The sequence below is a fragment of the Actinomadura chokoriensis genome (assembly GCF_041463665.1).
Taxonomy (GTDB): domain Bacteria; phylum Actinomycetota; class Actinomycetes; order Streptosporangiales; family Streptosporangiaceae; genus Spirillospora; species Spirillospora chokoriensis_A.
Map to the genome: position 1 here is coordinate 139,067 of NZ_JAXCEJ010000013.1, position 24,191 is coordinate 163,257.

23 protein-coding genes are annotated in these 24,191 nt (G+C 71.6%); 10 read left to right on the plus strand and 13 right to left on the minus strand.

Annotated features, from left to right (window positions below):
• The first annotated feature begins 56 nt into the window (after window positions 1–56).
• The gene (plsX, locus tag SM418_RS20910) at window positions 57–1,298 is read left to right on the plus strand and encodes a phosphate acyltransferase PlsX (protein ID WP_371942763.1); all 1,242 of its coding nucleotides are present in this window, start codon (window positions 57–59) and stop codon (window positions 1,296–1,298) included.
• 52 nt (window positions 1,299–1,350) lie between these two features.
• Complete coding sequence (gene argS, locus SM418_RS20915) at window positions 1,351–3,096, plus strand: arginine--tRNA ligase (RefSeq protein ID WP_371942764.1); 1,746 nt, start codon at window positions 1,351–1,353, stop codon at window positions 3,094–3,096.
• A 78-nt stretch (window positions 3,097–3,174) separates the two neighbouring features.
• Here argS and SM418_RS20920 read toward each other — a convergent pair whose 3' ends face one another.
• From SM418_RS20920 to SM418_RS20955, 8 genes are all read right to left on the minus strand, one after another.
• Window positions 3,175–4,140: an LLM class flavin-dependent oxidoreductase gene (locus tag SM418_RS20920; RefSeq protein WP_371942765.1), complete on the minus strand. Its 966-nt coding sequence runs from the start codon at window positions 4,138–4,140 to the stop codon at window positions 3,175–3,177.
• The gene (locus tag SM418_RS20925) at window positions 4,137–4,382 is read right to left on the minus strand and encodes a DUF2630 family protein (RefSeq protein ID WP_371942766.1); all 246 of its coding nucleotides are present in this window, start codon (window positions 4,380–4,382) and stop codon (window positions 4,137–4,139) included. The genes SM418_RS20920 and SM418_RS20925 overlap by 4 nt, the downstream gene beginning before the upstream one ends.
• 6 nt (window positions 4,383–4,388) lie before the next feature.
• Entirely contained in the window at window positions 4,389–5,369 is a 981-nt protein-coding gene (locus tag SM418_RS20930) for a hypothetical protein (protein ID WP_371942767.1), read from the minus strand.
• A gap of 82 nt (window positions 5,370–5,451) precedes the next feature.
• Window positions 5,452–6,321 carry an aldehyde dehydrogenase family protein gene (locus SM418_RS20935; protein WP_371942768.1) on the minus strand — a complete coding sequence of 290 codons (870 nt, stop codon included), beginning with the start codon at window positions 6,319–6,321 and terminating at the stop codon, window positions 5,452–5,454.
• The gene (locus tag SM418_RS20940) at window positions 6,314–7,744 is read right to left on the minus strand and encodes an aldehyde dehydrogenase family protein (RefSeq protein WP_371942769.1); all 1,431 of its coding nucleotides are present in this window, start codon (window positions 7,742–7,744) and stop codon (window positions 6,314–6,316) included. The genes SM418_RS20935 and SM418_RS20940 overlap by 8 nt, the downstream gene beginning before the upstream one ends.
• A 2-nt stretch (window positions 7,745–7,746) precedes the next feature.
• Window positions 7,747–8,676, minus strand: a complete 930-nt coding sequence (deoC, locus tag SM418_RS20945; RefSeq protein ID WP_371942770.1) for a deoxyribose-phosphate aldolase — start codon at window positions 8,674–8,676, stop codon at window positions 7,747–7,749.
• A 44-nt stretch (window positions 8,677–8,720) separates the two neighbouring features.
• Window positions 8,721–9,779 carry a hypothetical protein gene (locus SM418_RS20950; protein ID WP_371942771.1) on the minus strand — a complete coding sequence of 353 codons (1,059 nt, stop codon included), beginning with the start codon at window positions 9,777–9,779 and terminating at the stop codon, window positions 8,721–8,723.
• Window positions 9,766–10,281, minus strand: coding sequence for a SigE family RNA polymerase sigma factor (locus SM418_RS20955; protein WP_371942772.1), 516 nt, complete (start codon window positions 10,279–10,281; stop codon window positions 9,766–9,768). The genes SM418_RS20950 and SM418_RS20955 overlap by 14 nt, the downstream gene beginning before the upstream one ends.
• 710 nt (window positions 10,282–10,991) lie before the next feature.
• On the opposite strand from SM418_RS20955, the gene SM418_RS20960 reads away from it, so the two are divergent.
• Window positions 10,992–11,351 carry a hypothetical protein gene (locus tag SM418_RS20960; RefSeq protein WP_371942773.1) on the plus strand — a complete coding sequence of 120 codons (360 nt, stop codon included), beginning with the start codon at window positions 10,992–10,994 and terminating at the stop codon, window positions 11,349–11,351.
• Between the two features lie 72 nt (window positions 11,352–11,423).
• Here SM418_RS20960 and SM418_RS20965 read toward each other — a convergent pair whose 3' ends face one another.
• On the minus strand, window positions 11,424–11,795 hold the full coding sequence (locus SM418_RS20965; protein WP_371942774.1) for a DUF2255 family protein: 372 nt from the start codon (window positions 11,793–11,795) through the stop codon (window positions 11,424–11,426).
• 158 nt (window positions 11,796–11,953) lie between these two features.
• Here SM418_RS20965 and SM418_RS20970 point away from each other — a divergent pair, with 158 nt between their 5' ends.
• Genes SM418_RS20970 through SM418_RS20980 form a run of 3 tightly spaced genes read left to right on the plus strand, consistent with a single transcriptional unit; the run spans window position 11,954 to window position 14,282 of the window.
• Entirely contained in the window at window positions 11,954–12,352 is a 399-nt protein-coding gene (locus SM418_RS20970) for a GntR family transcriptional regulator (protein WP_371942775.1), read from the plus strand.
• Entirely contained in the window at window positions 12,349–13,230 is an 882-nt protein-coding gene (locus SM418_RS20975) for an ABC transporter ATP-binding protein (RefSeq protein WP_371942776.1), read from the plus strand. Before SM418_RS20970 ends, SM418_RS20975 begins: the two co-directional genes overlap by 4 nt.
• Window positions 13,227–14,282, plus strand: a complete 1,056-nt coding sequence (locus SM418_RS20980) for an ABC-2 membrane transporter-related protein (RefSeq protein ID WP_371942777.1) — start codon at window positions 13,227–13,229, stop codon at window positions 14,280–14,282. Before SM418_RS20975 ends, SM418_RS20980 begins: the two co-directional genes overlap by 4 nt.
• Window positions 14,283–14,416: 134 nt before the next feature.
• Here the strand turns inward: SM418_RS20980 and SM418_RS20985 are convergent, their stop codons facing one another.
• On the minus strand, window positions 14,417–15,175 hold the full coding sequence (locus SM418_RS20985; RefSeq protein ID WP_371942778.1) for an IclR family transcriptional regulator: 759 nt from the start codon (window positions 15,173–15,175) through the stop codon (window positions 14,417–14,419).
• 124 nt (window positions 15,176–15,299) lie between these two features.
• Between SM418_RS20985 and SM418_RS20990 the strand changes: the two genes are divergently transcribed.
• Complete coding sequence (locus SM418_RS20990; protein WP_371942779.1) at window positions 15,300–17,234, plus strand: acyl-CoA dehydrogenase family protein; 1,935 nt, start codon at window positions 15,300–15,302, stop codon at window positions 17,232–17,234.
• A gap of 193 nt (window positions 17,235–17,427) precedes the next feature.
• Window positions 17,428–18,249 (plus strand): class I SAM-dependent methyltransferase, encoded by an 822-nt coding sequence (locus tag SM418_RS20995; protein ID WP_371942780.1) that lies wholly within the window; start codon window positions 17,428–17,430, stop codon window positions 18,247–18,249.
• 316 nt (window positions 18,250–18,565) lie between these two features.
• Here the strand turns inward: SM418_RS20995 and SM418_RS21000 are convergent, their stop codons facing one another.
• From SM418_RS21000 to SM418_RS21010, 3 genes are all read right to left on the minus strand, one after another.
• On the minus strand, window positions 18,566–21,469 hold the full coding sequence (locus tag SM418_RS21000) for a helix-turn-helix transcriptional regulator (protein ID WP_371942781.1): 2,904 nt from the start codon (window positions 21,467–21,469) through the stop codon (window positions 18,566–18,568).
• Window positions 21,470–21,582: 113 nt separating this feature from the next.
• Window positions 21,583–21,759 (minus strand): hypothetical protein, encoded by a 177-nt coding sequence (locus tag SM418_RS21005; protein ID WP_371942782.1) that lies wholly within the window; start codon window positions 21,757–21,759, stop codon window positions 21,583–21,585.
• A gap of 44 nt (window positions 21,760–21,803) precedes the next feature.
• Complete coding sequence (locus SM418_RS21010; RefSeq protein ID WP_371942783.1) at window positions 21,804–22,160, minus strand: hypothetical protein; 357 nt, start codon at window positions 22,158–22,160, stop codon at window positions 21,804–21,806.
• Between the two features lie 28 nt (window positions 22,161–22,188).
• On the opposite strand from SM418_RS21010, the gene SM418_RS21015 reads away from it, so the two are divergent.
• Together SM418_RS21015 and SM418_RS21020 are read left to right on the plus strand one after the other, a co-directional pair.
• A complete protein-coding gene (locus tag SM418_RS21015; RefSeq protein ID WP_371942784.1) occupies window positions 22,189–23,604 on the plus strand; it encodes a helix-turn-helix domain-containing protein in 1,416 nt (471 codons plus the stop codon).
• Window positions 23,601–24,146 (plus strand): flavoprotein, encoded by a 546-nt coding sequence (locus SM418_RS21020; RefSeq protein WP_371942785.1) that lies wholly within the window; start codon window positions 23,601–23,603, stop codon window positions 24,144–24,146. Before SM418_RS21015 ends, SM418_RS21020 begins: the two co-directional genes overlap by 4 nt.
• Window positions 24,147–24,191 lie beyond the last annotated feature (45 nt).

A 24,191-nucleotide genomic window follows, 5' to 3' on the forward strand; every position in this document is an offset into this window, starting at 1 on the left:
GATGAGCTGCGTTCTTGTGGCGCACCGCATTGTCCTTTCAGCCTCCTGGAGCGGCCATGACCGGCACTGGCGAGCCGTCGCGCGCCGGGACGCCGCGCCGCGTGCCGCCGCGTCCGCTGCCGGTCGCGGTCGACACGATGGGCGGCGACCACGCCCCGCGGGAGATCGTCGCCGGGGCGGTGGACGCCGTCCGCGAGCACGACGTCCGGCTCGTCCTGGTCGGGCAGGCGGCGCGGATCCGCCGTGAGCTGGACCGGCACGGCTACATCGGCAAGATCCCGATCGTGCACGCCGACGAGGCGCTCGACATGGGCGAGGGCGCGCTCGCCAGCTGGCGCAAGCCCCGCTCGTCCATCGCGATCGCCTGCCACCTGATCCGGCAGGGGCGCGCGTCGGCGCTGGTGTCGGCCGGCAGCACCGCCGGGGTCGTGGCGACGTCGCGGCTGCGGCTGAAGGGCCAGCAGGGCGTGATGCGCCCGGCGATCGCGGTGACGCTGCCGACCCGCCCGCGCCCGACGATCCTGCTGGACGCGGGCGCCACCGCCGACGTCAAGCCGGAGACGCTCGTCCAGTTCGCGGCGCTCGGCACCGCCTACGCGCAGATCCTGCTCGGCCCGGACCGTCCCACGGTCGGACTGCTCAACATCGGCGCCGAGGCGGGCAAGGGCGACAAGCTCGCCAGGCGGGCCCACGAACTGCTCGCCGGCGGCAGCCACGGCATCGAGTTCGCCGGCAACGTGGAGGGCCACGACCTGCTGCGCGGCCGGGTGGACGTCATCGTCACCGACGGGTTCACCGGCAACGTCGCGCTGAAGACGATGGAGGGGACGATCGGCACCGCGTTCACCGAGATCCGCGACGCGATGACCTCCAGCCCGGCGGCGCGGATGGGCGCGCTGCTCCAGCGGCGCCGCCTCCAGGAGCTGCGCGACCGGCTCGACCCCGACACCTACGGCGGCGGCGTCCTGCTCGGCCTGAACGGGACGGTCGTCATCGCGCACGGCGCGTCCCACGCCCGCGCCATCACCTCGGCGTGCGAGCTGGCGCACCGGCTCGCGGCCGGGCGGATCGTCGAGCGGATCCGGGAGCAGGTCGCCGCGACCCGCACCTCCCGGTTCGGCCGCTGGACCCACGCCGAACGCGACAGCGCCGACAGGCCCGAGGAGAGGGCCGCCGACAGACCCACGGACAGACCCGCCGACAGACCCGCCGACAAGCCCGCCGACGTCCCGCCGCCGCCGAGGCAGCCGGCCGGCGACACCGTCCCCGACCGCGAAGAGCCGCCCGCCACGACGTGACCGGCCCGAAAACCGGGTCCGGTCGGGGGCGCGCCGCCGATAACCTTGGGACATGCCCGATCCGCAACTCGTACTCGCCGCCCAGGTCCAGGCCGCGCTGAGCGCCGCCTTCGGACCGTCGTACGCGGACGCCGACCCGGTCATCCGGCCGTCGCAGTTCGCCGACCTTCAGGCCAACGTGGCGCTGCCGCTGGCCAAGAAGCTGGGCCGCAAGCCGCGAGACGTGGCCGACGAGATCGTGGCGAACCTCGACACCGCCGGCGTCGTGTCGGACGTGCAGGTCAGCGGGCCGGGCTTCATCAACCTGACGCTCAGCGACGCGTGGATCGCCGCCGAGGCGCAGCGCGCCCTGGCGGACGAACGGCTCGCCGTCCCCGCGGTCGACAAGCCGCGGAAGGTCGTCGTCGAGTACTCCTCGCCGAACGTGGCGAAGGAGATGCACGTCGGCCACCTGCGGACCACGATCGTCGGGGACGCCATCGCGCGGATCCTCGCGTTCCTCGGCCACGACGTCGTCCGCGACAACCACGTCGGCGACTGGGGCACCCCGTTCGGGATGCTGATCGAGCACCTGCTCGACCTCGGCGAGGACGCCGCCGCGCGGAACGACTCGTCCGTCAGCGACCTGACCGCGTTCTACCAGGCGGCGCGGGAGAAGTTCGACGGCGACGAGGAGTTCGCCGACCGGTCCCGCAAGCGGGTCGTCGCGCTCCAGGCGGGCGACGCCGAGACGCTGCGGCTGTGGAACGTCCTCGTGAACGTGTCCAAGCGGTACTTCAACGCCGTCTACGGGCGGCTCGGCGTCACGCTCACCGACGACGACATCAAGGGCGAGAGCTTCTACAACGACCTGCTCGCCTCGACCGCCCAGGAGCTGGAGGACAAGGGCATCGCGGTGATCAGCGAGGGGGCGCTGTGCGCGTTCCCGCCCGGCTTCGCCGGCCGCGAGGGCGAGCCGCTCCCGGTGATCATCCGCAAGAGCGACGGCGGCTACAACTACTCCACCACCGACCTCGCCACGATCCGGTACCGGGTCGACACCGAGCACGTCGACCGGATGATCTACGTGGTCGGCGCGCCGCAGTCGCTGCACTTCCAGATGGTGTTCGCCGTCGCGCGGATGGCCGGCTGGCTGAACGACGAGGTCCGGGCCGAGCACGCGCAGATCGGCAACGTCCTCGGCACCGACGGCAAGATCCTGCGGACCCGGGCGGGCGGCACCGTCAAGCTCGCCGAACTCCTGGACGAGGCCGTCGAGCGGGCCGGCGCGGTGTTCGACGAGGTGCAGCACGACGCCTCGTTCGACGACGCGACCCGCGCCGCGATCGTCCAGGCGGTCGGGATCGGCGCGGTGAAGTACGCCGACCTGTCGGTGGCGCGCGACAGCGAGTACGTCTTCGATTTCGACCGGATGATCTCGTTCAACGGCAAGACCGGCCCGTACCTGCAGTACGCGGCGGCCCGGATCCGGTCGATCTTCCGCAAGGGCGGCGTCTCCGTCGCGGACGCGACCGGCCCGATCACCCTGGGCCATCCGGCGGAGCGGGCGCTCGCGCTGGAACTGCTCGGCTTCGGCGCGGTCCTCAAGCAGGCCGGCGACACCGCCGAGCCGCACCGGCTGGCGTCCTACGTCTACGCGGTCGCCGACGCCTATACGACCTTCCACGAGAACTGCCCGGTCCTGAAGGCCCCGGACGAGGAGACGAAGGCGTCGCGGCTCGCACTGTGCGCCGCGACCCTGCGCACCCTCGAAACCGGCCTGCACCTCCTGGGCGTCCCCACCCCCGAGCGCATGTAAGGCCCGAGCCTCGGCCACCGGTTCACGGGCATGCCCGCCGAGCCGGTCGACCTCAGCGGCACCGGCAGGCCCGTACGGTCACGCCACGCCCGAACTGTGGCGTGAGGTTCGACCGGCTCGCGACGGAGGTTCCAGGGGGTCGCCCCCCTGGGTCAACACAGCCCGTTCGCGGATGACCTGCTCGCGGACGGCCGGGACGACCTCCAGGGCGAACACCGGAAGGTTCTCCGGGTCCCCGGCGTAGAGGAACGAGTCGACGCCGTGGCCGATGGCCAGTTCGGTCAGCTCGTAGATCCACTGGCGGGGCGGGCCGTGCAGGAAGCCGCGCGACTCCGTCCCGTCCAGCGAGCCTTCGAGGACGTAGACGCGGCGGATCTCGGCGGCTCCGCGGCCCGCCCGCGCCGCGGCGTCGTCGAGGCGGCGCTGGCCTTCCACGAGGCGCTTCGGCGGGACGAGCGACGACGGCGCGATCCAGCCGTCGGCGACGCGGCCGGCGAGGTCGAGCCCGCGCGGCCCGGTGACGCCGAGCCAGATGCCGATCTGGTGCGCGGGCGCCGGCCCGGCCTGCGCGGCGGCGAACCGGTAGTGCTCGCCCTGGAACCGGAGCCCGTTCTGGTCGCTCCAGTGCAGCCGGATGATCTGCACGGCCTCCTCGAGGGCGCGCCGGGCCGCCGCGGCGCCGAGCCGGGCGCCGCCGTACGCCTCGATGCCGTCCGGGGCGGCGCCCGCGCCGAGGCCGAGTTCGACGCGGCCGCCGCTGAGCCGGTCCATCGTCGCGATCCCCTTGGCGAGCGCGGCGGGCGGGCGCAGTGGCAGGCACGCCACCGCGGGCAGCACCCGGATCCGGGACGTGCCCGCCAGCACGGCCGCCAGCAGCGCCAGCGCGTCGGCGGTGTCGCGCCGGTACGGCTGGTCGCGGACGCCGAGCAGGTCGAGCCCGAACCGGTCCGCGTCCTGCGCGACGCGCATCAGCGGGACGGACGAGTCCGGGGCGAGGCAGACACCGAACCGCAGCGGCCCGCGCGTCCTCTGCGGCGGCTTCACTGAAGGTAGCCTTCGACCTCGTCGGGCGGCCGGACGCCCGGGTCACCGGGGTCCTCGCCGGCCTCCAGCCGGGCCCTGCGGCGGCGCAGCAGGTCCCAGCACTGGTCGAGGGCGACCTCCAGCTCCGCGAGCCGCCGGTGCTCCTCCTCGCGCCCGAGCTCGTCGCGCCGGTACCGCTCGCGGAGCCGCTGCTCCTCGCTGACGTACTCGTCGATGCGCGCCAGGATGCCCTTCTCGTCCATCGGCCGTCAGCGCTCGCGGCCGGCGTTGGTGAGCCCGCTGAGGAACCCGCCCTCGCCGCGTGTCGAATGCTGGAACGAGCTCGTCTTCGGCTCGACGGCCGGGGACGCGGGCGGCGCGGCCGCGGCGCCCCGGCCCGACTCGTCGGCGGCCCGGCGGGCGGGCGCCTTCCGGGCCGTCGCGGACTTGGCGGACGTCCCGGTCCTGGTGCTCGCGCTCGTCCGGGACGACGTGCCGCCGCTACCCGTCTTGCCGGCCGCGCTCGTCCGCGACCTGGACGTCGTGGACGACTTCTTGGCGGCGCTCGCCGGCTTCGCCTTCGACGTGGCCGACGACCGGGTCGTCCGGGCCGACGCCGTCGGCTTCGAGCGGCTCGACGCCGCCGAGGTCGCCTTGCGGGACGTCCCCGACTTCGCCGTGCTCGACCTGGACGTGCTCGCCTTCGCGGTGCTCGACCTCGATGACGTGCTCCTGCTCGCCGGCGTGCTCCTGCTCGCCGTGCCGCTCCGGGCCGTGCTCGACCTGGACGTGCTCGACCTGGCCGTGGTGGTGATGACCTTGGCCGCCGCGTCCATCGCCTTGGCGGCGTCGGACATCGCCTTGGTCGCGCTGGTCATCGCCTTGGTCATCGCCGTCATGGCCTTGGCCGACGAGGACGCCTTGGTCGCCACCGACTTCATCTGCGTCGCGGCGGTCTTGGCCTGGCTCGCGGCCTTGGTGACGCGGGTCGCGGCGGTCGAGGACGCCCGGCTGTTCGCCGCCGGCCTGCTCGCCGTGCTGCTCTTCGTCGACCTGCCGGTGGTGGATCTGCCGGTGGTCGATCGGCTGGTGGTGGATCGGCTGGTGGTGGATCGCGTGGACGAGGCCGCGGCCGACGTGCGCTTGGCCGCCGGCTTCCTGGCCGTGGTGGACTTGTTCGCTGATGTGCTCTTCGTACGACCGGCCGTCCCTCGGCTCGCCGTCGTACGCGATGCGGTCTTGGTAGGCACTGATCTCCCCCCCGTGATGATCAGTTACGGGGAGATCTATTCCACACTTTGTGACCCTCTACACACGGTGCGTCAAATCGACTTAGAACCCCACGGGGTGCCAGACGGTCTTCGTCTCCAGAAAAGCCGTCATCCGGGCGGTTCCGGGCTCGTCGCTCCAATCGCCGCTGGAAGCGTTCCGGGCCTCCGGGCGGAGGACGCGCTTCAGGTTCCCGGCGGCCTTCTCCTCCAGGTCCCGGACCTGGTCGGCCGGGACGCCGGCGAGATCGATGGCGTTGACGTCCATGTGAGTGGCCAGCCAGGGCGCGATCTCCGCCCGCCGGCCGGTGAGGACGTTGACGACCCCGCCCGGCAGGTCGGACGTCGCGAGCACCTCCGCCAGCGTGATGGACGGCAGCGGCGCCGGTTCGGACGCGACCACCACCGCGGTGTTGCCGGACACGATCGCGGGCGCCACGACGGAGACCAGCCCGAGCAGCGGCGAGTCGGGCGCGACGACCGCGACGACCCCGGTCGGCTCCGGCGTGGAGAAGTTGAAGAACGGCCCGGACACGGGATTGGCGGCGCCGGCGACGGCGCTCAGCTTGTCCGCCCAGCCCGCGTACCAGACCCAGCGGTCGACGGCCGCGTCCACCTCCGCGCCGGCCGCGCTCTTGGACGCGCCCGCCTGGCGGAGCTCGTCCACGAACTGTTCGCGGCGGCCCTCCAGCATCTCGGCGACGCGGTAGAGGATCTGGCCCCGGTTGTAGGCGGTCCGTCCCGACCAGCCGGGGAACGCCTTGCGCGCGGCGACGACCGCGTCCCGGGCGTCCTTGCGGGACGCCTGCGAGGCGTTGGCGACGAAGCGGCCCTTGGCGTCGGTGACCACGTACGACCTGCCGGATTCGGATCGGGGGAACGCGCCGCCGATGAACAGCTTGTAGGTCTTGCGGACGGCGAGACGGTCAGGCATCGAGGTAGGCCTCCAGTCCGTGGCGTCCGCCCTCGCGGCCGAACCCCGATTCCTTGTAGCCGCCGAACGGGGAGGCGGGGTCGAACTTGTTGAACGTGTTGGCCCACACCACTCCGGCGCGCAGCCGCTGCGCCGTCCAGAGGATCCGCGAGCCCTTCTCGGTCCAGATGCCGGCCGACAGCCCGTAGGGGGTGTTGTTGGCCTTGGTGACCGCCTCGTCCGGCGTGCGGAACGTCAGCACCGACAGGACGGGCCCGAAGATCTCCTCGCGCGCGATCCGGTGCGACTGCGCCACCCCGGTGAAGATCGTCGGCGCGAACCAGAAGCCCTGGGACGGGAGTTCGCACGGCGGCGACCACCGTGCGGCGCCCTCCCGCTCGCCGGCCTCCGACAACTCCCTGATCCGGGCGAGCTGCGCGGCGGAGTTGATCGCGCCCACGTCGGTGTTCTTGTCGAGCGGGTCGCCGACCCGGAGCGTCGCCATCCGGGCCTTCAGGCGCTCCAGCACCTCCCCGGCGACCGATTCCTGGACGAGGAGCCGCGAGCCCGCGCAGCACACGTGGCCCTGGTTGAAGAAGATCCCGTTGACGATGCCCTCGACGGCCTGGTCCAGCGCCGCGTCCTCGTAGACGATGTTGGCGGCCTTCCCGCCGAGTTCGAGGGTGAGCCTCGTGCCCGTCCCGGCGAGGGTGCGGGCGATCTGCCGTCCGACCTCGGTGGATCCGGTGAAGGCGACCTTGTCGATCCCCTCGTGCGCGACGAGCGCGCGGCCCGTCTCGCCCGCGCCGGTGACGATGTTGACGACGCCGGGCGGCAGCTCGGCCTGCCGGCAGATGTCGGCGAACAGCAGCGCGGTCAGCGGCGTCGTCTCGGCGGGCTTGAGGACGACGGTGTTGCCGCAGGCCAGCGCCGGGGCGATCTTCCACGCGAGCATCAGCAGCGGGAAGTTCCACGGGATCACCTGGCCGGCGACCCCGACCGGCTTCGGGTCGGGCCCGAACCCGGCGTGCGGCAGCTTGTCGGCCCATCCGGCGTAGTAGAAGAACCAGGCGGCGACGAGCGGCACGTCGACGTCGCGTGACTCGCGGATCGGCTTGCCGTTGTCGATCGACTCCAGCACCGCGAGCTCCCGCGCCCGCTCCTGGACGATCCGGGCGATCCGGTACAGGTACTTGGCGCGCTCGCGGCCGGGCATCGGCCCCCACACCTTGTCGAACGCGGTGCGCGCGGCCTTGACGGCGCGGTCGACATCGGCCTCGTCGGCGCACGCGACGTCGGCCAGGACGCTCTCGTCCGCCGGGTTGATCGTCTTGAACGGCTCGCCGTTCCCGCCGGTGAACTCGCCGTCGACGAACAGCCCGTAGGAGGCGCGGATGTCGACGACGGCCCGCGACTCGGGCGCCGGCGCGTACTCGAAGATCATGTTCAGTCCAGCGTGAAGTAGTCGGGACCGGAGTAGACGCCGGTGTCGAGCTTGCGGCGCTGCATCAGCAGATCGTTCAGCACGCTGGAGGCGCCCAGCCGGAACCACCGCGGCGCGAGCCAGTCGGGGCCGGCGGTCTCGTTCACCAGCACCAGGTACTTGATCGCGTCCTTGGTCGTCCGGATGCCGCCGGCCGGCTTGACGCCCACCTGGCGTCCCGTGGCCGCGCGGTAGTCGCGGACGGCCTCCAGCATCACCAGCGTGACCGGCAGCGTCGCCGCGGGCGACACCTTGCCCGTCGAGGTCTTGATGAAGTCGGCGCCGGCCCGCATCGCCAGCCAGGACGCCCGCCGGACGTTGTCGTAGGTCGCGAGCTCGCCCGTCTCCAGGATCACCTTCAGGTGCGCGTCCCCGCAGGCGTCCTTGACCGCCACGATCTCCTCGAAGACCTTGGCGTAGTCGCCGGACAGGAACGCGCCCCGGTCGATCACCATGTCGATCTCGGCCGCGCCCGCCGCCACCGCCGCCCTCGTGTCGGCGAGCTTGGCCTCCATGGGCGCCCGCCCGGACGGGAACGCCGTGGCCACGCTCGCGACCCCGATTCCCGTCCCCTTGAGCGCCTGGACGGCGACGTCGACCATGTCCGGGTAGACGCACACCGCCGCGACCTTCGGGACGGACGCGTCCGCCGGATCGGGGTGGGCGGCCTTGGCGCACAGCGCCCGGACCTTGCCCGGCGTGTCCGCGCCTTCCAGGGTGGTCAGGTCCACCATCGAGATCGCGAGGTCGATCGCCTCGGCCTTCGCCGTCGTCTTGATCGACCTCGTGGCCAGCCGCGCCGCCCGCTCCTCGGCGCCCACCCCGTCCACGCCCGGCAGGCCGTGCAGGAAGGCGCGCAGCTCGGCGGCACCGTTCAGAGTCTCCGTTGACACTCCCACAGCATCGCCGAACTACGTCCCCGGCACAAAACAGACACCTAACGAAGCGGTGTCGTCGTCCAATCCCCAGGATCGGCGCCGAGCGGCGTCACCCGCCTGAACAGGCCGGTCAGCCCGCCACCGGCCTGCAACCGCCGCAGCGGCTCCCCCCTCGCCTCGATGTCGATGTCGAACCCGCGCACCCCGAAGACGCGCAGGATCCGCGCCTTGGACGCCGGCACCCGGCCGACCGTGGGCCCGCCGTGCGGAAGCCCGGTGTCGAAGGCGGGATGCCCGTCGATCGTCGTGTTCGGCTTGGAGAAGCTCCTGGCCCGCTCGCCGGCCGGAGTCACCGCGACCATCAGCTCGTCGTTCCTGCCGGGGCCGCCGAGCGAGAACATGGCCTCCGGTCCCGCGCCGACCCACACCCGTCCGACGTCCAGCCCGTCCGGGACCCCGGTCACCCGCACGGGGAACGCCAGCGGCTTGCCGCCGCCGAACCGCACCCCCGCCGCGATGCGCTGCACGGTCGCCGCGTTCGCGACCGTGCGGTCGTTGACCGACAGCAGCGCCCACGTCCTCGGCCGGTACTCCCACCGGAACTCCGCCCCCACCTGGCCCGATCCGGGACCGCCCGGCTTGATCGACCAGTACGCGGGACGCCCGTTCACCGGCGCCGCCCTGGTCAGGCGCCCCTTCCGTGCCCCCGGCAGCAGCGGGACGCCCGGCTTCACCCCGGGAGGCAGCAGGGTCAGCTCGATGGACGTGTTGCCCGGCCCGCGCCCGGCGTTGACCTTGTAGGCGGGATGGCGTCCGGCGTCCTGCGTGACCCTCGTCCGGACGAATCCGGCGGGCAGCCACCCGAACCCCGCCTTCTCGACCAGCGGGCTCGGGTACTTCGACGGCTCCACGACCTTGCCGGGACGCTCGTCCTGAGACGGCTGCAGGAACACGACCCCCGTCACGGCCGCCACGGCTCCCGCCGCCAGCGCGGCGACCGCCGCCCGCCGCCTGCGCTTGACGCGGCGCCCCCTGGCCACCGCCGCCGCGACGTCCACGGCCGGCGCCGGGCCCGGGGCCGCGGCAAGACGCTGCAACTCGTCCTTAAGGTCGTTCATGCGAGCTTCTCCCCTCCGCGAGCTCCGGCTCCAGCACGCGCCGCAACGCGTCCAGGCCGCGCGCGGTCTGGCTCTTGACCGTCCCGCCGGAACACCCCAGAACGCCGGCGGTCTGCTCCACCGACAGGTCGCAGTAGAACCGCAGCACCACGGCCGCCCGCTGCCTGGGCGGAAGTGCCGCGAGCGCCGCCCGCAGATCAACGCCGCCCGCCTGGTCTACGGGCTCGACGACCGCGTCGGGCGTCCGCTCGACGACCCGGACCCGCTGCCGCCACCCGCCCCGCTGCTCGGCCAGGAACACCCGGACCAGCACCGTCCGCGCGTACCCGTCGACGTTGTCGGCCGCCGACGCCCGCCGCCAGTGCACGTACAGCCGCGTGATCGCGGTCTGCACCAGGTCGTCCGCCCGATGCCAGTCCTGGCACAGCAGGAAGGCGACCCGCCGTAACCAAGCCATCCGCGCCGTCACGTAAGCGGTGAACTCCTCGTCCCGCCCCGCCATCCGCACACTCCTCACCTGGCCCACAACCCCCTGATGCGCCGACCCCCGCAAAAGGTTGCACGCACCGGCCACACGGAGGCGCAGCGGGACGCCGCGATCGCACACCTGGAGGAGCTGCGGCGCCAGACGACCAGCGTCCTGACATGGCGGCACCAGGCCCCGGCCTGGTGCCGCCGAGTGATCGCGCCGAAGCACCCCCGGACGACCTTCATCGGCGCTTCGCGCTCATCGCCCCGAGGCGTTGTCCGCGTCCACCCCCACCTACTCACGTCACGCAGATCACGGCGGGGGGCGCCCCAACGGAAGCCTTTTGAGCCGCACCCTTGAGGCGGGCTTCGATGATCTCGGTGGATTGTGCCCAAAAGCCTGGGTGCCAGTGACGTCGGCCACGTATCGTTGCCGAGCGTTACAACTCAATCACGGACGGCGCTATGGCTGCGGCCACACCGGGTACGTACACTCAAAGGCGACAGGCAGTTGGCCAACTGGAAGAAGCATCCCAAAAAGGAGGGCGAGGTTGCGCTGCGGCGGATCGCAGCCATGGACTGGCGCGTGGAGGATCCACCCACGTACTACACCGTCAAGTGTCCGTGTGGTCTGCACCAGCGCCAGATACACCTCACCCCATCGAACCCGAACTACTTCAGACAAGCAGTGAGCTGGTGCCAAAGGGTCTGCTCACCGGTGAACCTCGAGGAGGAGGAAGGGCGATGAGCAAGACTGAAGCGTCCCAGCTTTGCCTTGAGTTCCAGTTGCTCCTGGCACCGGGGACCACGGTTGAAGACGTCCACGCCCACGGTCGGCGGGTGATGGAGGAGCTTCTCCGGCTTGAGGACTGCAACAGCGACTTCACCGACTCAGCCGTCAGCACCAACGCCGAGACGAGCACCATCACCACCGAACTGCTGGTGCTCAACACGGCGGACCCCACCACCGCCCTGCAACGCGCTCTGGATCTCATCCGCACAGCCGCGCATGCTGCTGGCGGCGCTACCCCGGACTGGCCAACCGTGAGCGAGATGCCGGTCCAGGTCCAGTTCGCGAAGGCCCAAGAACTCACCTCGCCCTGAACCTGCCGGGTGATTTAGGCGATCAGTGGTTGCGCCCTCCCTGCGTCCAGCCGTCGTCGCTATAGCGGCCCGTCAGCGTGGGACGAGTCTGAGGGTGGTGTCCCTGGGGCCGGGGCGGGTCATCGGCTCGGCCCAGGGTGTTCTGCCGTACTTGGACATGTAGGCCGCGTCTATCTGCTCGTTTACGGCCGGGTCCGCCTCGTCGTCGAACGCGACGTTCTTGGTCGTCCCGTTCGCGCGGATCTGGCCGCGGTGGGTGTTCTCGGCGGTCCGGTACCAGCGGCCCTCGGGGCCGTTGACCGAACGCACGTACAACTCGTCGCCAGTGCGGACGATCCAGATCGTGGTGGGGCGGCGTAGCGTGCCGTCGCCCTGTTCCGGTGCGACCTGGATCTCCTCGGCATCGTCGAGGCGGGTCAGGTCGTCGCTGCTCCATGAGGTCATGCGGGTTGTCATGCCCCGGTGAACCGGCCTATGCGGGCTGCCCTGCGGGCCTTGGCCATGTTCAGACCGTTCCTGAGCTGGGTCTTTCTGTGAACGTTGACATTCGCCATAGCCATACAGCTAAAGTACTATCATCCTAGTTAAATGGAGGTGACGGGGTGGCGGTGATCGAGTTCCATCTGGACTCCGGGTCGGGGGTGTCGCCGTACATGCAGCTCGTGCGGCAGGTGCGGCATGCGCTGCGGCTCGACCTGCTGCGGGTCGGGGACCAGCTGCCCACCGTGAAGGACGTGGTGGCGCAGCTCGCGATCAACCCGAACACGGTGCTCAAGGCGTACCGGGAGCTGGAGCACGAGGGCCTCGTCGCGCCGCGTCCGGGGGTCGGGACGTTCGTGACGCGGTCGCTGGCCGGCGAGTCGCTCGCGGCGCACGGCCCGCTGCGCAAGGACCTGGAGCGCTGGCTCGCCAAGGCGCGGCTGGCCGGGCTGGACGACGAGAGCATCGAGGCGCTGTTCATGACGACCTTTCGGTCCGCGCGTCAGGAGGACATAGCGTGAGCACCGTCCTGCAGGCCGACGGCCTGGGAAAGAAGTACGGGAAACGTTGGGCCCTGGCGGATTGCACGCTCGACATCCCAGAGGGGCGAATCGTCGGTCTCGTCGGGCCCAACGGGGCCGGGAAGACGACGCTGCTGAACCTGGCCGTGGGGCAGATCCGGCCGACGGCCGGGAGCATCAGGGTGCTCGGCGGCACCCCCGCGAGCGGGCCGGAGCAGTTGGCGAAGGTCGGGTACGTCGCGCAGGACACGCCCACGTACGCCGCGCTCAGCGTCGCCGACCATCTGAAGCTGGGGGCGCGGCTCAACCCGGGATGGGACGGCGCCCTCGCACGGGAGCGCATCCGGCGGCTCGGGCTCGATCCGGGCCAGCGGGCGGGGAAGCTGTCCGGCGGGCAGCGCGCTCAGCTCGCCCTGACCCTGGGCATCGCCAAGCGGCCCGAGGCGCTGATCCTGGACGAGCCGGTCGCCGCGCTCGATCCGCTGGCCCGGCGGGAGTTCCTCCAGGGGCTCATGGAAGCCGCCGCCGAGCACGCGTTGAGCGTCGTCCTGTCGTCCCACCTCGTGTCCGACCTCGAGCGGACGTGCGACTACCTGATCGTCCTGGTGGAGTCGCGCGTGAAGGTCGCCGGTGACGTCGACGAACTCCTCGCCGCCCACCATCGGCTCACCGGGCCGCGCAGGGACGCGGCCCGGCTGCCGGACGACCAGCAGGTCGTGTCCGAGAGCCACACCGACCGGCAGAGCACCTTCGTCGTCCGGGCGGACGACCCGATCCACGACCCCGCCTGGACGGTCGGCCGGCTCGGCCTGGAAGACCTCGTCCTCGCCTACATGACCCCGGCCCCGGCCCGTCGCGCCCTGGAGGCGATCCGATGATCTGGCTGACGTTGAGGCAGTTCCGCGTCCAGGGCGCGGTGGTGTTCGGCACGCTCGCCGTCCTCTGCGCGGCCCTCGCCGCCACCGGGCCCGGTCTGGCCGACGACTACGACCGCGGCGCCGCGTCCTGCGGCACGCGGGATTCGTGCACTCATTTCGCCAGGATGTTCTTCAATGACCACCAGGTGTACTACGGCGCCCTGATCGCGCTCGTGCTGTTCCTGCCCGCCCTCATCGGGACCTTCTGGGGCGCGCCGCTCATCACCCGCGAACTGGAGAACGGCACGCACCGGCTCGTCTGGAACCAGAGCGTCACCCGGACCCGCTGGCTGGCCGTCAAGCTCGGCCTCCTCGGCCTGGCCGCCATGCTCGCCGCCGGGATCGCCGTGCTCGCCGCGAACTGGTGGTCCGGCCCGCTGGACGAGGCAGTGACGAGCCGGTTCCCGCGGATCGGCCCGGTGGCGTTCGACACCCACGGCATCGTCCCGATCGGGCACGCGGCGTTCGCCTTCGCGCTCGGCGTGACGGCCGGCGTCCTCACCCGCCGCACCCTGCCTGCCATGGCGGCGACCCTCGCCGTCTTCGCCGCCGTCCAGGTCGCGATGCCGCTGTGGGTCCGCCCGCACCTCATCCCGCCGACGACCGGGAGCGTCGCGATCACGGCGGAGAACATCTCGCAGATGACGCTGGACCACGGCGCCGGGGTCATGCGGGTGCAGACGGAGGCGGCGCCCGGATCGTGGACGCTCGCGAACCACACGGTCGACGCGTCCGGGCGGGAGGCCCGGCTGCCCGCCTCCCTGATGACGGGGGCGTGCGCCCCGCCGCGGGTGGAGCCGGAGCCGAAGCCGGACGGCGGCGGGCTTCCGCCGGGCGGGCCGTCCGACGAGTGCTTCGCCGAGATCGCCCGGCTCGGCTTCAGGCAGCACGTGGTCTACCAGCCCGCTGACCGCTTCTGGCGGCTGCAGTGGGTCGAGACCGGGCTGTTCGCCGTCCTCACCCTGGGCCTGACGGGCCTCTGCTTCTCCTGGACGCGCCGCCGCCTCTCCTAGAAGTTGCTCACCGCCACCGGATCGCTGTTCTTCAGCCCCACGCCCCAGATCGTGGACGTTCCGGTGGCGGTGATGTCGGTGAGCCTCGTGCCGACCACTACCGCGAATCGCGCCAGTCTTCACTGGCTAGTTTTTCAGCCGGACAGTGTCAGCATGCACTGGATCCGCTCGGCGGTCGCCCGCAGCCGGTGCGCCGACCTCGCGATCCTCGGCAGCCGGCCGGGACGGCAGGAGATCGCCAGCGCGCCGAGCACCGAACCGGTCGCGTCCGTCACCGGGACGGCGGCGCACCCGGTGCCGAGCGCGTACTCCTCGCGGTCGAACAGCAGGCCGGTGGGCGAACTGAGCGAGCGCACCAGCCGTCGCGGCTCGGTGATGGTGTGCGGGGTCAGGTCGACGAGCGGATGCCGGGACAGGTACTCGCGGCGGCGCTCGTCGTCGAACTGGCTCAGCACGCACTTGCCGATCGCGGTGGCGTGCGCGGCGTCCTCGAAACCGACCCACAGGTCGACGCGCGGCGCGCGCGGGCCGTCGGCGATGTCGATGAGGCGGATCTCGTCGTCCACGTGCATGCTGAAGTAGGCCGCGGCGCCGAGCGCGTCCCGCAGCTCGACGAGGATGGGACGCAGCCGGACGAGAAGCTGCTGCGTCCGGCTCTGCCCGTGCAGGGCCTCGACCCGTTCGCCGAGCACCCACGCCCCGTCCGGCAGCCGGGTCGCGTAGCCCTCGTGGGCGAGGGTGCGCAGCAGGTGGTAGGCGGTGGCGAGCGGCAGTCGCGCCTCACGTGCCAGCTGCTTCGCGGGCGCGCCGCTCGGATGCGACGCCACCGCCTCCATGAGGCGGAGGGCGCGCTGCACCGAGGCGATGAGAGTGGGCTTGCGTGTCTCACCCATGACGCGCGGTGACCCCTTCTGGCCCGGGCCGGTCGGGCCTCCGGCGACGATCCCCCCATTGGACCACCTCGCGACGGCGGCGGGGCGGGGGTTTCCCGATGCGGTCACGGGAAATGCGATCAGCATGAGCCAGCACACTCAGACGCACGTCGACGAGCGGACGGCCCGGAAGGTCGCCGAAGAGGCGCGGGAGACCGAATGGCGGCTGCCGAGCTTCGGCAAGCAGCTCTTCCTCGGCGATTTCCGGCTCGACCTGATCCATCCGCATCCGCGTCCGGAAGGCGAGTCCCGGAGCAAGGGCGAGGAGTTCCTCGCCCGGCTCACCGAGTTCTGCGCCACCCGCGTCGACGCGGCGCTGATCGAGCGCGAGTCGCGCATCCCGGACGACGTCGTCGCGGGGCTGCGCGACCTCGGCGCGCTCGGCATGAAGATCCCGGAGAAGTACGGCGGTCTCGGGCTCAGCCAGCTGTACTACGGCCGCGCGCTGATGGTCGTCGGCTCGGTGTGCCCGGCGCTCGGCGCGCTGCTGTCGGCGCACCAGTCCATCGGCGTCCCGCAGCCGGTCGAGCGGTTCGGCACGCGCGAGCAGAAGGACGAGTGGCTGCCGCGCTGCGCCCGGCAGGTCAGCGCGTTCCTGCTGACCGAGCCCGACGTCGGCTCGGACCCGGCGCGGCTGCGCGCCACCGCCGTCCCGGACGGCGACGACTACGTCCTCAACGGCGTCAAGCTGTGGACGACGAACGGCGTCATCGCCGACCTCGTCGTCGTCATGGCGCGCGTCCCGAGGTCGGACGGGCACCGCGGCGGCATCTCAGCGTTCGTCGTGGACATGGGCGCGCCCGGCATCACCGTCGAGAACCGCAACGCGTTCATGGGGCTGCGCGGCATCGAGAACGGCGTGACCCGGTTCACGGGCGTCCGGGTGCCGAAGGCGAACCTGATCGGCACGGAGGGCGCGGGGCTGAAGATCGCGCTCACCACGCTGAACACCGGACGGCTGTCGCTGCCGGCGATCTGCGCGGCGAGCGGCAAGTGGGCCGCCAAGATCGCGCGCGAGTGGTCGAAGGAGCGGGTGCAGTGGGGCCGGCCGGTCGGCGAGCACGAGGCCGTGTCCCGCAAGGTCGCGTTCATCGCGGCGACCGCGTACGCGATGGAGGCGATGCTCGACCTGTCCAGCCAGCTCGCGGACGACGGGCGGCGCGACATCCGGATCGAGGCGGCGCTGGCGAAGCTGTGGTCGTCGGAGATGGCGTGCCGCGCCGCGGACGAGCTGATGCAGGTGCGCGGCGGGCGCGGCTACGAGACCGCCGAGTCCCTCGCGGCGCGCGGCGAGCGCGGCGTGCCCGTGGAGCAGGTGGTGCGCGACCTGCGCATCAACCGGATCTTCGAGGGCTCCAGCGAGATCATGCACCTGCTGATCGCCCGCGAGGCGGTGGACGCGCACCTGTCGGTGGCCGGCGACATCATCGACCCGGACGCCTCCACCGGGCAGAAGGCCCGCGCGGCGGCGAGGGCGGGCGGGTTCTACGCGCGCTGGCTGCCGACGCTCGTCACCGGCGCCGGGCAGCGGCCGAGCTCCTACGCCGAGTTCGGGCCGCTCGCCAAGCATCTGCGGTACGTGGAGCGGGCCTCCCGCAAGCTGGCCCGGTCGATCTTCTACGCGGCCGGACGCTGGCAGGGCGGCCTGGAGCGGCGGCAGGGGTTCCTCGGCCGGATGGTCGACATCGGCGCCGAGCTGTACGCGATGAGCGCGGTGTGCGTCCGCGCCCACGCCGACACGTCGGCGGACGGGGGCCTCGCGGGCGCGGCGCCCGGCAGGTCGGCCCTGCTGCTCGCCGACGCGTTCTGCCGGCAGGCGCGCGTCCGCGTCGAGGAGCTGTTCGACGGGCTGTGGCGCAACACCGACGCGATGGACGTGAAGCTGGCGCGGGCCGTCCTCGCCGGCGACTTCGCGTGGGTGGAGCAAGGCGTCCTCGACCCGTCCATCCCGGGGCCGTGGATCGCGCCGTCCGAGCCGGGGCCGAGCGAGAAGGAGTCCGTGCACCGCACCATCGGCTGACCCGCCCGCCGCCTGACCAGGCGACACACCAAGCAGGCGCCCGCGACGCGATGGCCGCCGGGCGCCCGGCCGGGCAACGCATGGGTAGACTGACCCGACCTTCGCGCCAGAGATCGGACGCGCCCCGAGCGGGCCGGGTCTTCGGTCCGGCGAACGAGAAGCCGAACGCAAACGCACCCAGCGAGCGGGAAGTATGCAGTCACCTGGTCAGAAGAAGTCCATCGCAGGCACCCTCCTCAACCTCCTGAGCAGCGGACCGAAGAAGGCCTCTCCGGCCGCCGGGCCGGCACCGGACGGGGACGTGGTCCAACCGGCCGCCGGGGACGGCGCGCTGGAGAACCACCTGGGCGGGGACGAGGCCCGCAACTACCGCAAGTACGAGTACGAGACCGTCGCGCCGCACGTGGGCCGGTCCATGCTGGAGGTCGGCTCCGGCCTCGGGCACTTCTCCGAGCAGTTCGCCGGACGCCTCGACTACCTCGTCGTCAGCGACAACGACCCGTACTGCGTCGGCGAGCTGCGCAAGCGCTACGACGGCAACGACGACGTCGAGGTCATCCCGCTGGCACTGCCGGCCGAGATCGAGATCCGGCGCAAGGTCGACACGGTCGTGATGATGAACGTCCTGGAGCACATCAAGGACGACGTCCAGGCGCTGCGCGACCTCGCCGCCGTCACCGAGCCCGGCGGCCGGATCGTCATCTGGGTGCCCGGCTACATGCAGCTCTACGGCGACTTCGACCGCAAGGTCGGGCATGTCACCCGGTACACGCCGGCGACGCTGGAGGCGTCCGTCCGGGAGGCGGGGCTCGTCCCCGAGGTGCTCAAGCCGATCAACTTCCTCGGCGGGATCGCCTGGTGGTTCGCGGTCCGCCGCGGCGGCACCGGCTACCCCGACCCGAAGCTCGTCAAGATCTACGACCGGACGGTCGTGCCGTTCACCCGGACCATCGAGCGGTTCGTGAAGCCGCCGTTCGGGCAGACGGTCTTCTGCGTCGCGCGCGTCCCGCGCTGACGCGCGCCCGGGCGACGGTGACGGGTCACGGAACGTGGCTCGTCACCGTCGCTTTTTTCTGTCCCGCCGGACGGTATGTCTCGCGCGCCATAGGGGCCTCCCTGGCACGACACTGGGCAGTGGCCGACCGGGTCACCGACCGCCTCTCCGAATGGAGAAGCACCGCCTGCTCCCGCGGGGAGTGCCCCGGCCGGCCGGCCACGATGTTCCCGTGTGGCCCGACGGTTCGGAGGCGGGGGATCCGGGAGGGGAGATCCTCCGCCACCGAATCAGCCACGGGACAGGCCCGCGCCGGGTCGGCACCAAACGCGCCGGGTCAGGACCAGACGGGCGGGTCCTTCGGGGCGGCGAACAGGGCCAGCCGGTGCGCGGTCGCGGCGGCCTCGCCGCGGCTCCCCACCGCCAGCTTGCCGAGGATGTTCGACACGTGGACGCTGGCGGTCTTCACCGAGATGAACAGCGCCTCGGCGATGTCGCGGTTGCTGCGTCCCTCGGCGACGAGGCGCAGCACCTCGTACTCGCGGGGCGTCAGCCCGAGCGGCGCGGCCGCGTCGCCGCGGCGCGGCGCGCGGGTGCGGCGCCGCAGGTCGGCGATGTTCTCGGCGAGCGGCCTGGCGCCCAGCTCCTCGGCGAGGTCGGCGGCGGCGCCCAGCGTCGACGCCGCCGCGTCGTGGTCGCCGCCCGCCAGCATCGCCTCCGCGAGCCGGAACAGCGACCGGGCCCGGTAGTAGGGGTTGCCGAGCTTCTCCCACGCGGCGGCGGTCTCCTCCCACGCGGCCGTGTCGAGGACGCCGCGGGCGCGGGCCAGCTCGGCGGCGAACATGAGGCCCTGCGCGCGCTGCAGCGGCCCGCTCGACCGCAGCCCGGCGGCGCGCTCCTCGATCCGGCGCAGGTCGCCTGCGGCGGATCCGCCCAGCTCAGCGCACGCCGCCGCACCCGCGATCAGCACCGGCCACGCGTAGCGGGCGTCGTCCGGCATGCCGCCGCGGGCGAGGACGGGCCGCACCGCGTCCAGCGCGGCGTGGGGGCGTCCCTCGGCGAGCGCGAGGTTCGCCTCGAGCCACAGCGTGGCGAAGTAGTCCTGCGTCTTCAGCCACTCCGTCTCCAGCCTCTCGATCTCCCTGGAGGTCGCGAGCCGCGCCTTCGCGGTCGGCAGGTCGCCGCGCGCCAGCGCCACCCAGCCGCTCAGGACGTGCAGCGACGTCCGGGTGGTGATGGCGGGGTCCTGCTCCAGCGCATGGTTCATCACGGCCATGGCCTCGTCCCACCGGCCGAGGGAGACCAGCGGCTCGGCCTGGTTGATGCACAGGAACGTGCCCTGGGTGCGGGCCACCCCGTGCTCGCGGGCCAGTTCCTTCCCGCGCGCCGCGACGGCGGCGGCCTCGGCGTGCCGTCCGGCGCCCTCCAGGAAATGCGACTTGATCACGTAGTACCGGAGCAGCACCGGGTGGTTGCCGGCGCGGTCGGCGGCGGCCTCGACCTCGGCGACCTCGGCGTCGCCCTCGTAATGCATGTCGGCGCAGAACAGCGTGATGAGCGCCTCGGCCTCCGCGACGGGGTCGCCGAGCCTGCGCGCGATCGCCAGCGACTCCCGCCCCGCGTCGCGTGCCGCACCGATCTCGGTGGTGACGCGCACGTAGTTGCCGAGCATCGACAGCGCCCGCGCGCGCAGCACGGTCGGCGGGTCGGCCGGCAGCGCCCGGACGGTGGCGCGCAGATCCTCGATGAAGCCCGGACGCGCCATCTGGTACCGCATCTTGGCGCGCAGCACCAGGAGCATCGCCCACCCCTCGGTGTCGCGCTCGCCGTCCGCCGCCTCGATCTCCTTGACCGCGGCGGTGGCGAGCTTGATCCCGCGGTCGTACTCGCCGGCCATCTCGGCGGCGGTCGCGGCGTCCATCATGACCTTGACGTAGCTCGCGCCCGTGCGCTCCGGCGCGTCCGGGACGCGGTCCCAGAGCTGAAGGACGCGTTCGAGCATCGCGAGGCACTCGGCGTAGGCGAGGGCTTTGCGCGCCTCACCGGCGGCCCGCCAGGACGCGACCAGCGCCCACGTGCTGTTGTGGGCCTGCTTCCAGTGGTAACTCAACTCGACCCACAGCCGCCCGGCGGGGACGAGCGAAGGGTCGTTCTCCAGGGCTTCCGCATAGCGCGTGTGGAGCCGCGTGTGCTCGCCCGGCAGCAGATCGTCGTGGACGGCCTCGCGGATCAGGGCGTGCCGGAACGCGTAGCCGTCGCCGTCCACGACGAGGACGTTCGCCGCGACGGCGGGCCGCAGCACGCGGGTCAGCGTGGCGTCGTCGAGCCCTGACACGGCGGCGAGCAGCGCGTGCTCGATGCCGGTACTGCCGCCGCTCGCGTCGCGCAGGACGTCCTGCGTCTCCTCGGGAAGCCGCTGGACGCCGGCGAGCAGCAGGTCGCGCAGCGACTCGGGCAGCTCGCACACCAGCCCGCCGTCGTCGCAGAGCAGCGCCTCGATGAACAGCGGGTTGCCCTCGCTGCGGGCCTCGATCCGCTCGACGACGCCCGGCTGCGGCGTCTGCCCGATCAGCTCGGTGACCAGCGCGGACACGTCGGCGCGGGTCAGCTTGCCGAGCTCGGTCCGGTGCACCCGTTCCAGCCGTTCCAGCCCGGCGAGCAGCTGGCGCAGCGGATGGGCGCGGTGCAGCTCGTCCGTCCGGTACGTGAGGACGATCAGCACCGGGCCGGTGCCGAGGTTGCGCACCAGGAAGGCCAGCAGGTCGCGGGTGGACCGGTCCGCCCAGTGGGCGTCCTCGATGACGAGGACGACCGGGCCCCTCTCCGCCAGCCGCTCCAGCAGCGTCAGCACGACCTCGAACAGCCGGGCGCGCTCCTCCCCGGACGCGGCGTCGGTCTCCGGCTCCCCGAACTCCGGCAGCAGCCGGGCCAGTTCGCCGGTGTCGCCGCGCGGGACGAGATCCGCGACGCCGTCGATGCCGATGTCCCGGACGAGGTCCCGCAGGACGGTCGTGAACGGAGCGAACGGCAGACCGTCGGAGCCGAGCTCCAGGCAACCCCCGACGAGGACGTTCGCCCGCCCCTCCACGGACCGGGCGAACTCCCTGATCAGGCGTGTCTTGCCGAGCCCGGCGTCACCGCCGACGAGCACCGCGCCCGGCGCGGCGGCGAGGGCGTCACTCAGCTCCGCCAGCTCACCCGCCCTGCCGACCAGGACGGGGCTCATCGCATGCGCATTCACGTAACAAGCATGCCAAACCGGCACGAGAACCCCAGCCGAATTTCATTCCGTGAGACGCCCCCGTCACCCTGGTCCGATGCCCGAGTGCCCTTATCTATGATCGCCATCGTCGTTCACCTCGGCCACGGCCACCCCCGCGCGTTCACGATCGCCTCCCGCAAGTCCCGCGGACTGCGCGCCTCCACCAACCGGGCATCACGGTGCACCCGCACCATCGCCCACCACGAGCCCGTGGCCTGCCCGTACCAGGCCACCACCCCGGAGAACTCGCGCTCGATCTCCGCCGCCACCGGCCGAGACCTCTCCTGCGGAACCGCCAACCACGACGCGTGCACTACTCGCCTCCGCCCGGCAAGGCGTCAAGGGCGTCCGGTGAGTTGGCGAACGGCACCGCCAGGACATGCGCGATCCGCTCCACCGCCGTCACCGCGTCCGCCACGGGGCACAACGGCTCCAACTCCGGGGGAGACGTGCGGGTCGGCCCCGGCCAGGCCCACCACCACCAGAGCACCCCGTCCCGGCGGCGGCACAGCACTTCTTGCCGCATCCCCGGCCCCAGCGCCCGCCCCAGCGGGTCATCGGTGTCGGGCTCACCGGCCGGATTGTGGACGCGCACCGCGCCATGCCCCCACGCCTTGCCCACCAGGCCGGGAGATCCGATGCCGGGACGGGCGTCAGACCCGATCGTCATCCCCGAATCACTGTGGGAACGCCCGCAGATGACCCAGGCCCTGACCTTCCGGGACATCCGAACCGTCTTCCACCTCCTGCGCCAGTACGCAGGCGCCAGCCAGACCCAAATCGCGATCGCATGCGGCATGACCCAGGGCAAGGTCAGCGAGACCATGAAGAAGGGCGGAAGACAAGTCACCACCCTGGAAGTCTTCGAGCGCATCGCCGACGGCCTCCACATGCCCGACATCGCCCGCATGACCCTCGGCCTGGCACCCCTCAACCTCAACACCCCGCCGACCACCGCGAACGCGAAGGTCATCACACCTCGGGATGACCCCGCAGGCTTGGTTCCGGACGCATTCTTGGGTTCCCTGGACGTAGATCCCGACGTCGAGGAAGGGAACCCCGTGCGCCGCAGGACGTTCACCAAACTCGCCGGAGCAAGCCTGTTCAGCGCCATCCTCGCCGACCTACCAGCAGACGGCGCACCCTTAGAAGGCGTCGAGGCATTCGCCGCGGCCCTGGCCGGCCACCCCGGCATCATCACCGACCCCGGCCCCACCGCGCTCAGCGTGCGTCGCCTGGACCAAGCCGTAGCCGCCGCCAAACGCAACTACCAAGACAGCCAGTACTCCACGGTCATCAAGTCCCTGCCCCACCTCCTCGCCGACCTGCGCACCGCATGCGCCACCTACGAGGGAGACACCCGCCTCCACGCCGAAGCGCTCTCGGCCGAGGCCCACCACGTAGCCGCAAGCATCCTGCTCAAACTGGACGAAGAGGGCTTGGCATCGGTCGCCGCCGACCGCAGCATGCAGGCCGCCCGCAACAGCCAGGACCTCACGATCATCGGATCAAGCGCCCGCATCATCACTCACGCCCTGATGAACGACGGCCACCACGGCGCAGCCATCAAAACCGCCAGCACCTATGCCGAACGCATCGACCACGACATCGACGAGCGCACCCCGGAATTCCTCTCGGTCTACGGCGCGCTTCTCCTCCGTGGAGCCGTAGCCGCCGGACATCGCACAGACCGCGACACCGCCGCCACTCTCCTGGACGAGGCCCAGGCCGCAGGGCGTGAACTCGGCGGCGACTACAACCACCGATGGACCGCGTTCGGCCCCACCAACGTCCAGCTCCACCGCGTGAACATCGCGCTCCAACTCGGCGACGCCGGAGCCGCCATTCAGGAAGCCCGCCGTATCGATCTGGACCGCATCTCCCTCACCGAGCGCAAAGCAACCCTGCTCATCGACACATCCCGCGCTCTCACCCAATGGGGCAAGCACAACAAGGCTTACGACGTCGTACGCTTCGCCCACCAGATAGCCCCCGAAGAGATCTCGGCACGTCCCGCCGTACACCGCGTGCTGCACGACCTCATGGCCACCGCCCCGCTCAGCACCAAACGGCAACTACGGGTTTTCACCACTGAGATCGGTGTGCACCTGTGACCGAGACCGGCCGCCCCAAAGTTCTCTACGTCATCGTGTGCGCAGCAGGCCCCGCCGGCGGCGTCGGAAAACTCGTCACTCTCGCCCATCAACGCGGATGGGACGTGCAGATCATCGCCACCCCCTCCGCCCTGGACTTCATCGACACCAAGGCCCTAGAAGCACAAACCGGCCGCCCCGTTCGCAGCGAGTACCGCAAACCAGGCGAACCCCGCTCCCCCAAAGCAGACGCCATCATCGTCGCCCCCGCCACCTACAACACCATCAACAAATGGGCCAACGGCATCAGCGACACCTACGCCCTAGGCATCCTCGCCGAAGCCCCCGGACTAGCCATACCGATAGCCGTCCTACCCTTCGTAAACACCGCACTAGCCGGTCGCTCAGCGTTCAACCACAGCATCTCCACCCTCCAAGGTGAGGAAGTTAGATTTATGCTAGGTGCCGGCAAGTTCGAACCTCATCTACCCGGCAGCGGTGACGATCAGGCCGACATCTTTCCTTGGCACCTCGCATTGATTGAGATCGAGAAGGGCAAATAAGGGGGAAATTATACCTGACACATAAAAAGGATGCCATAGAATCTC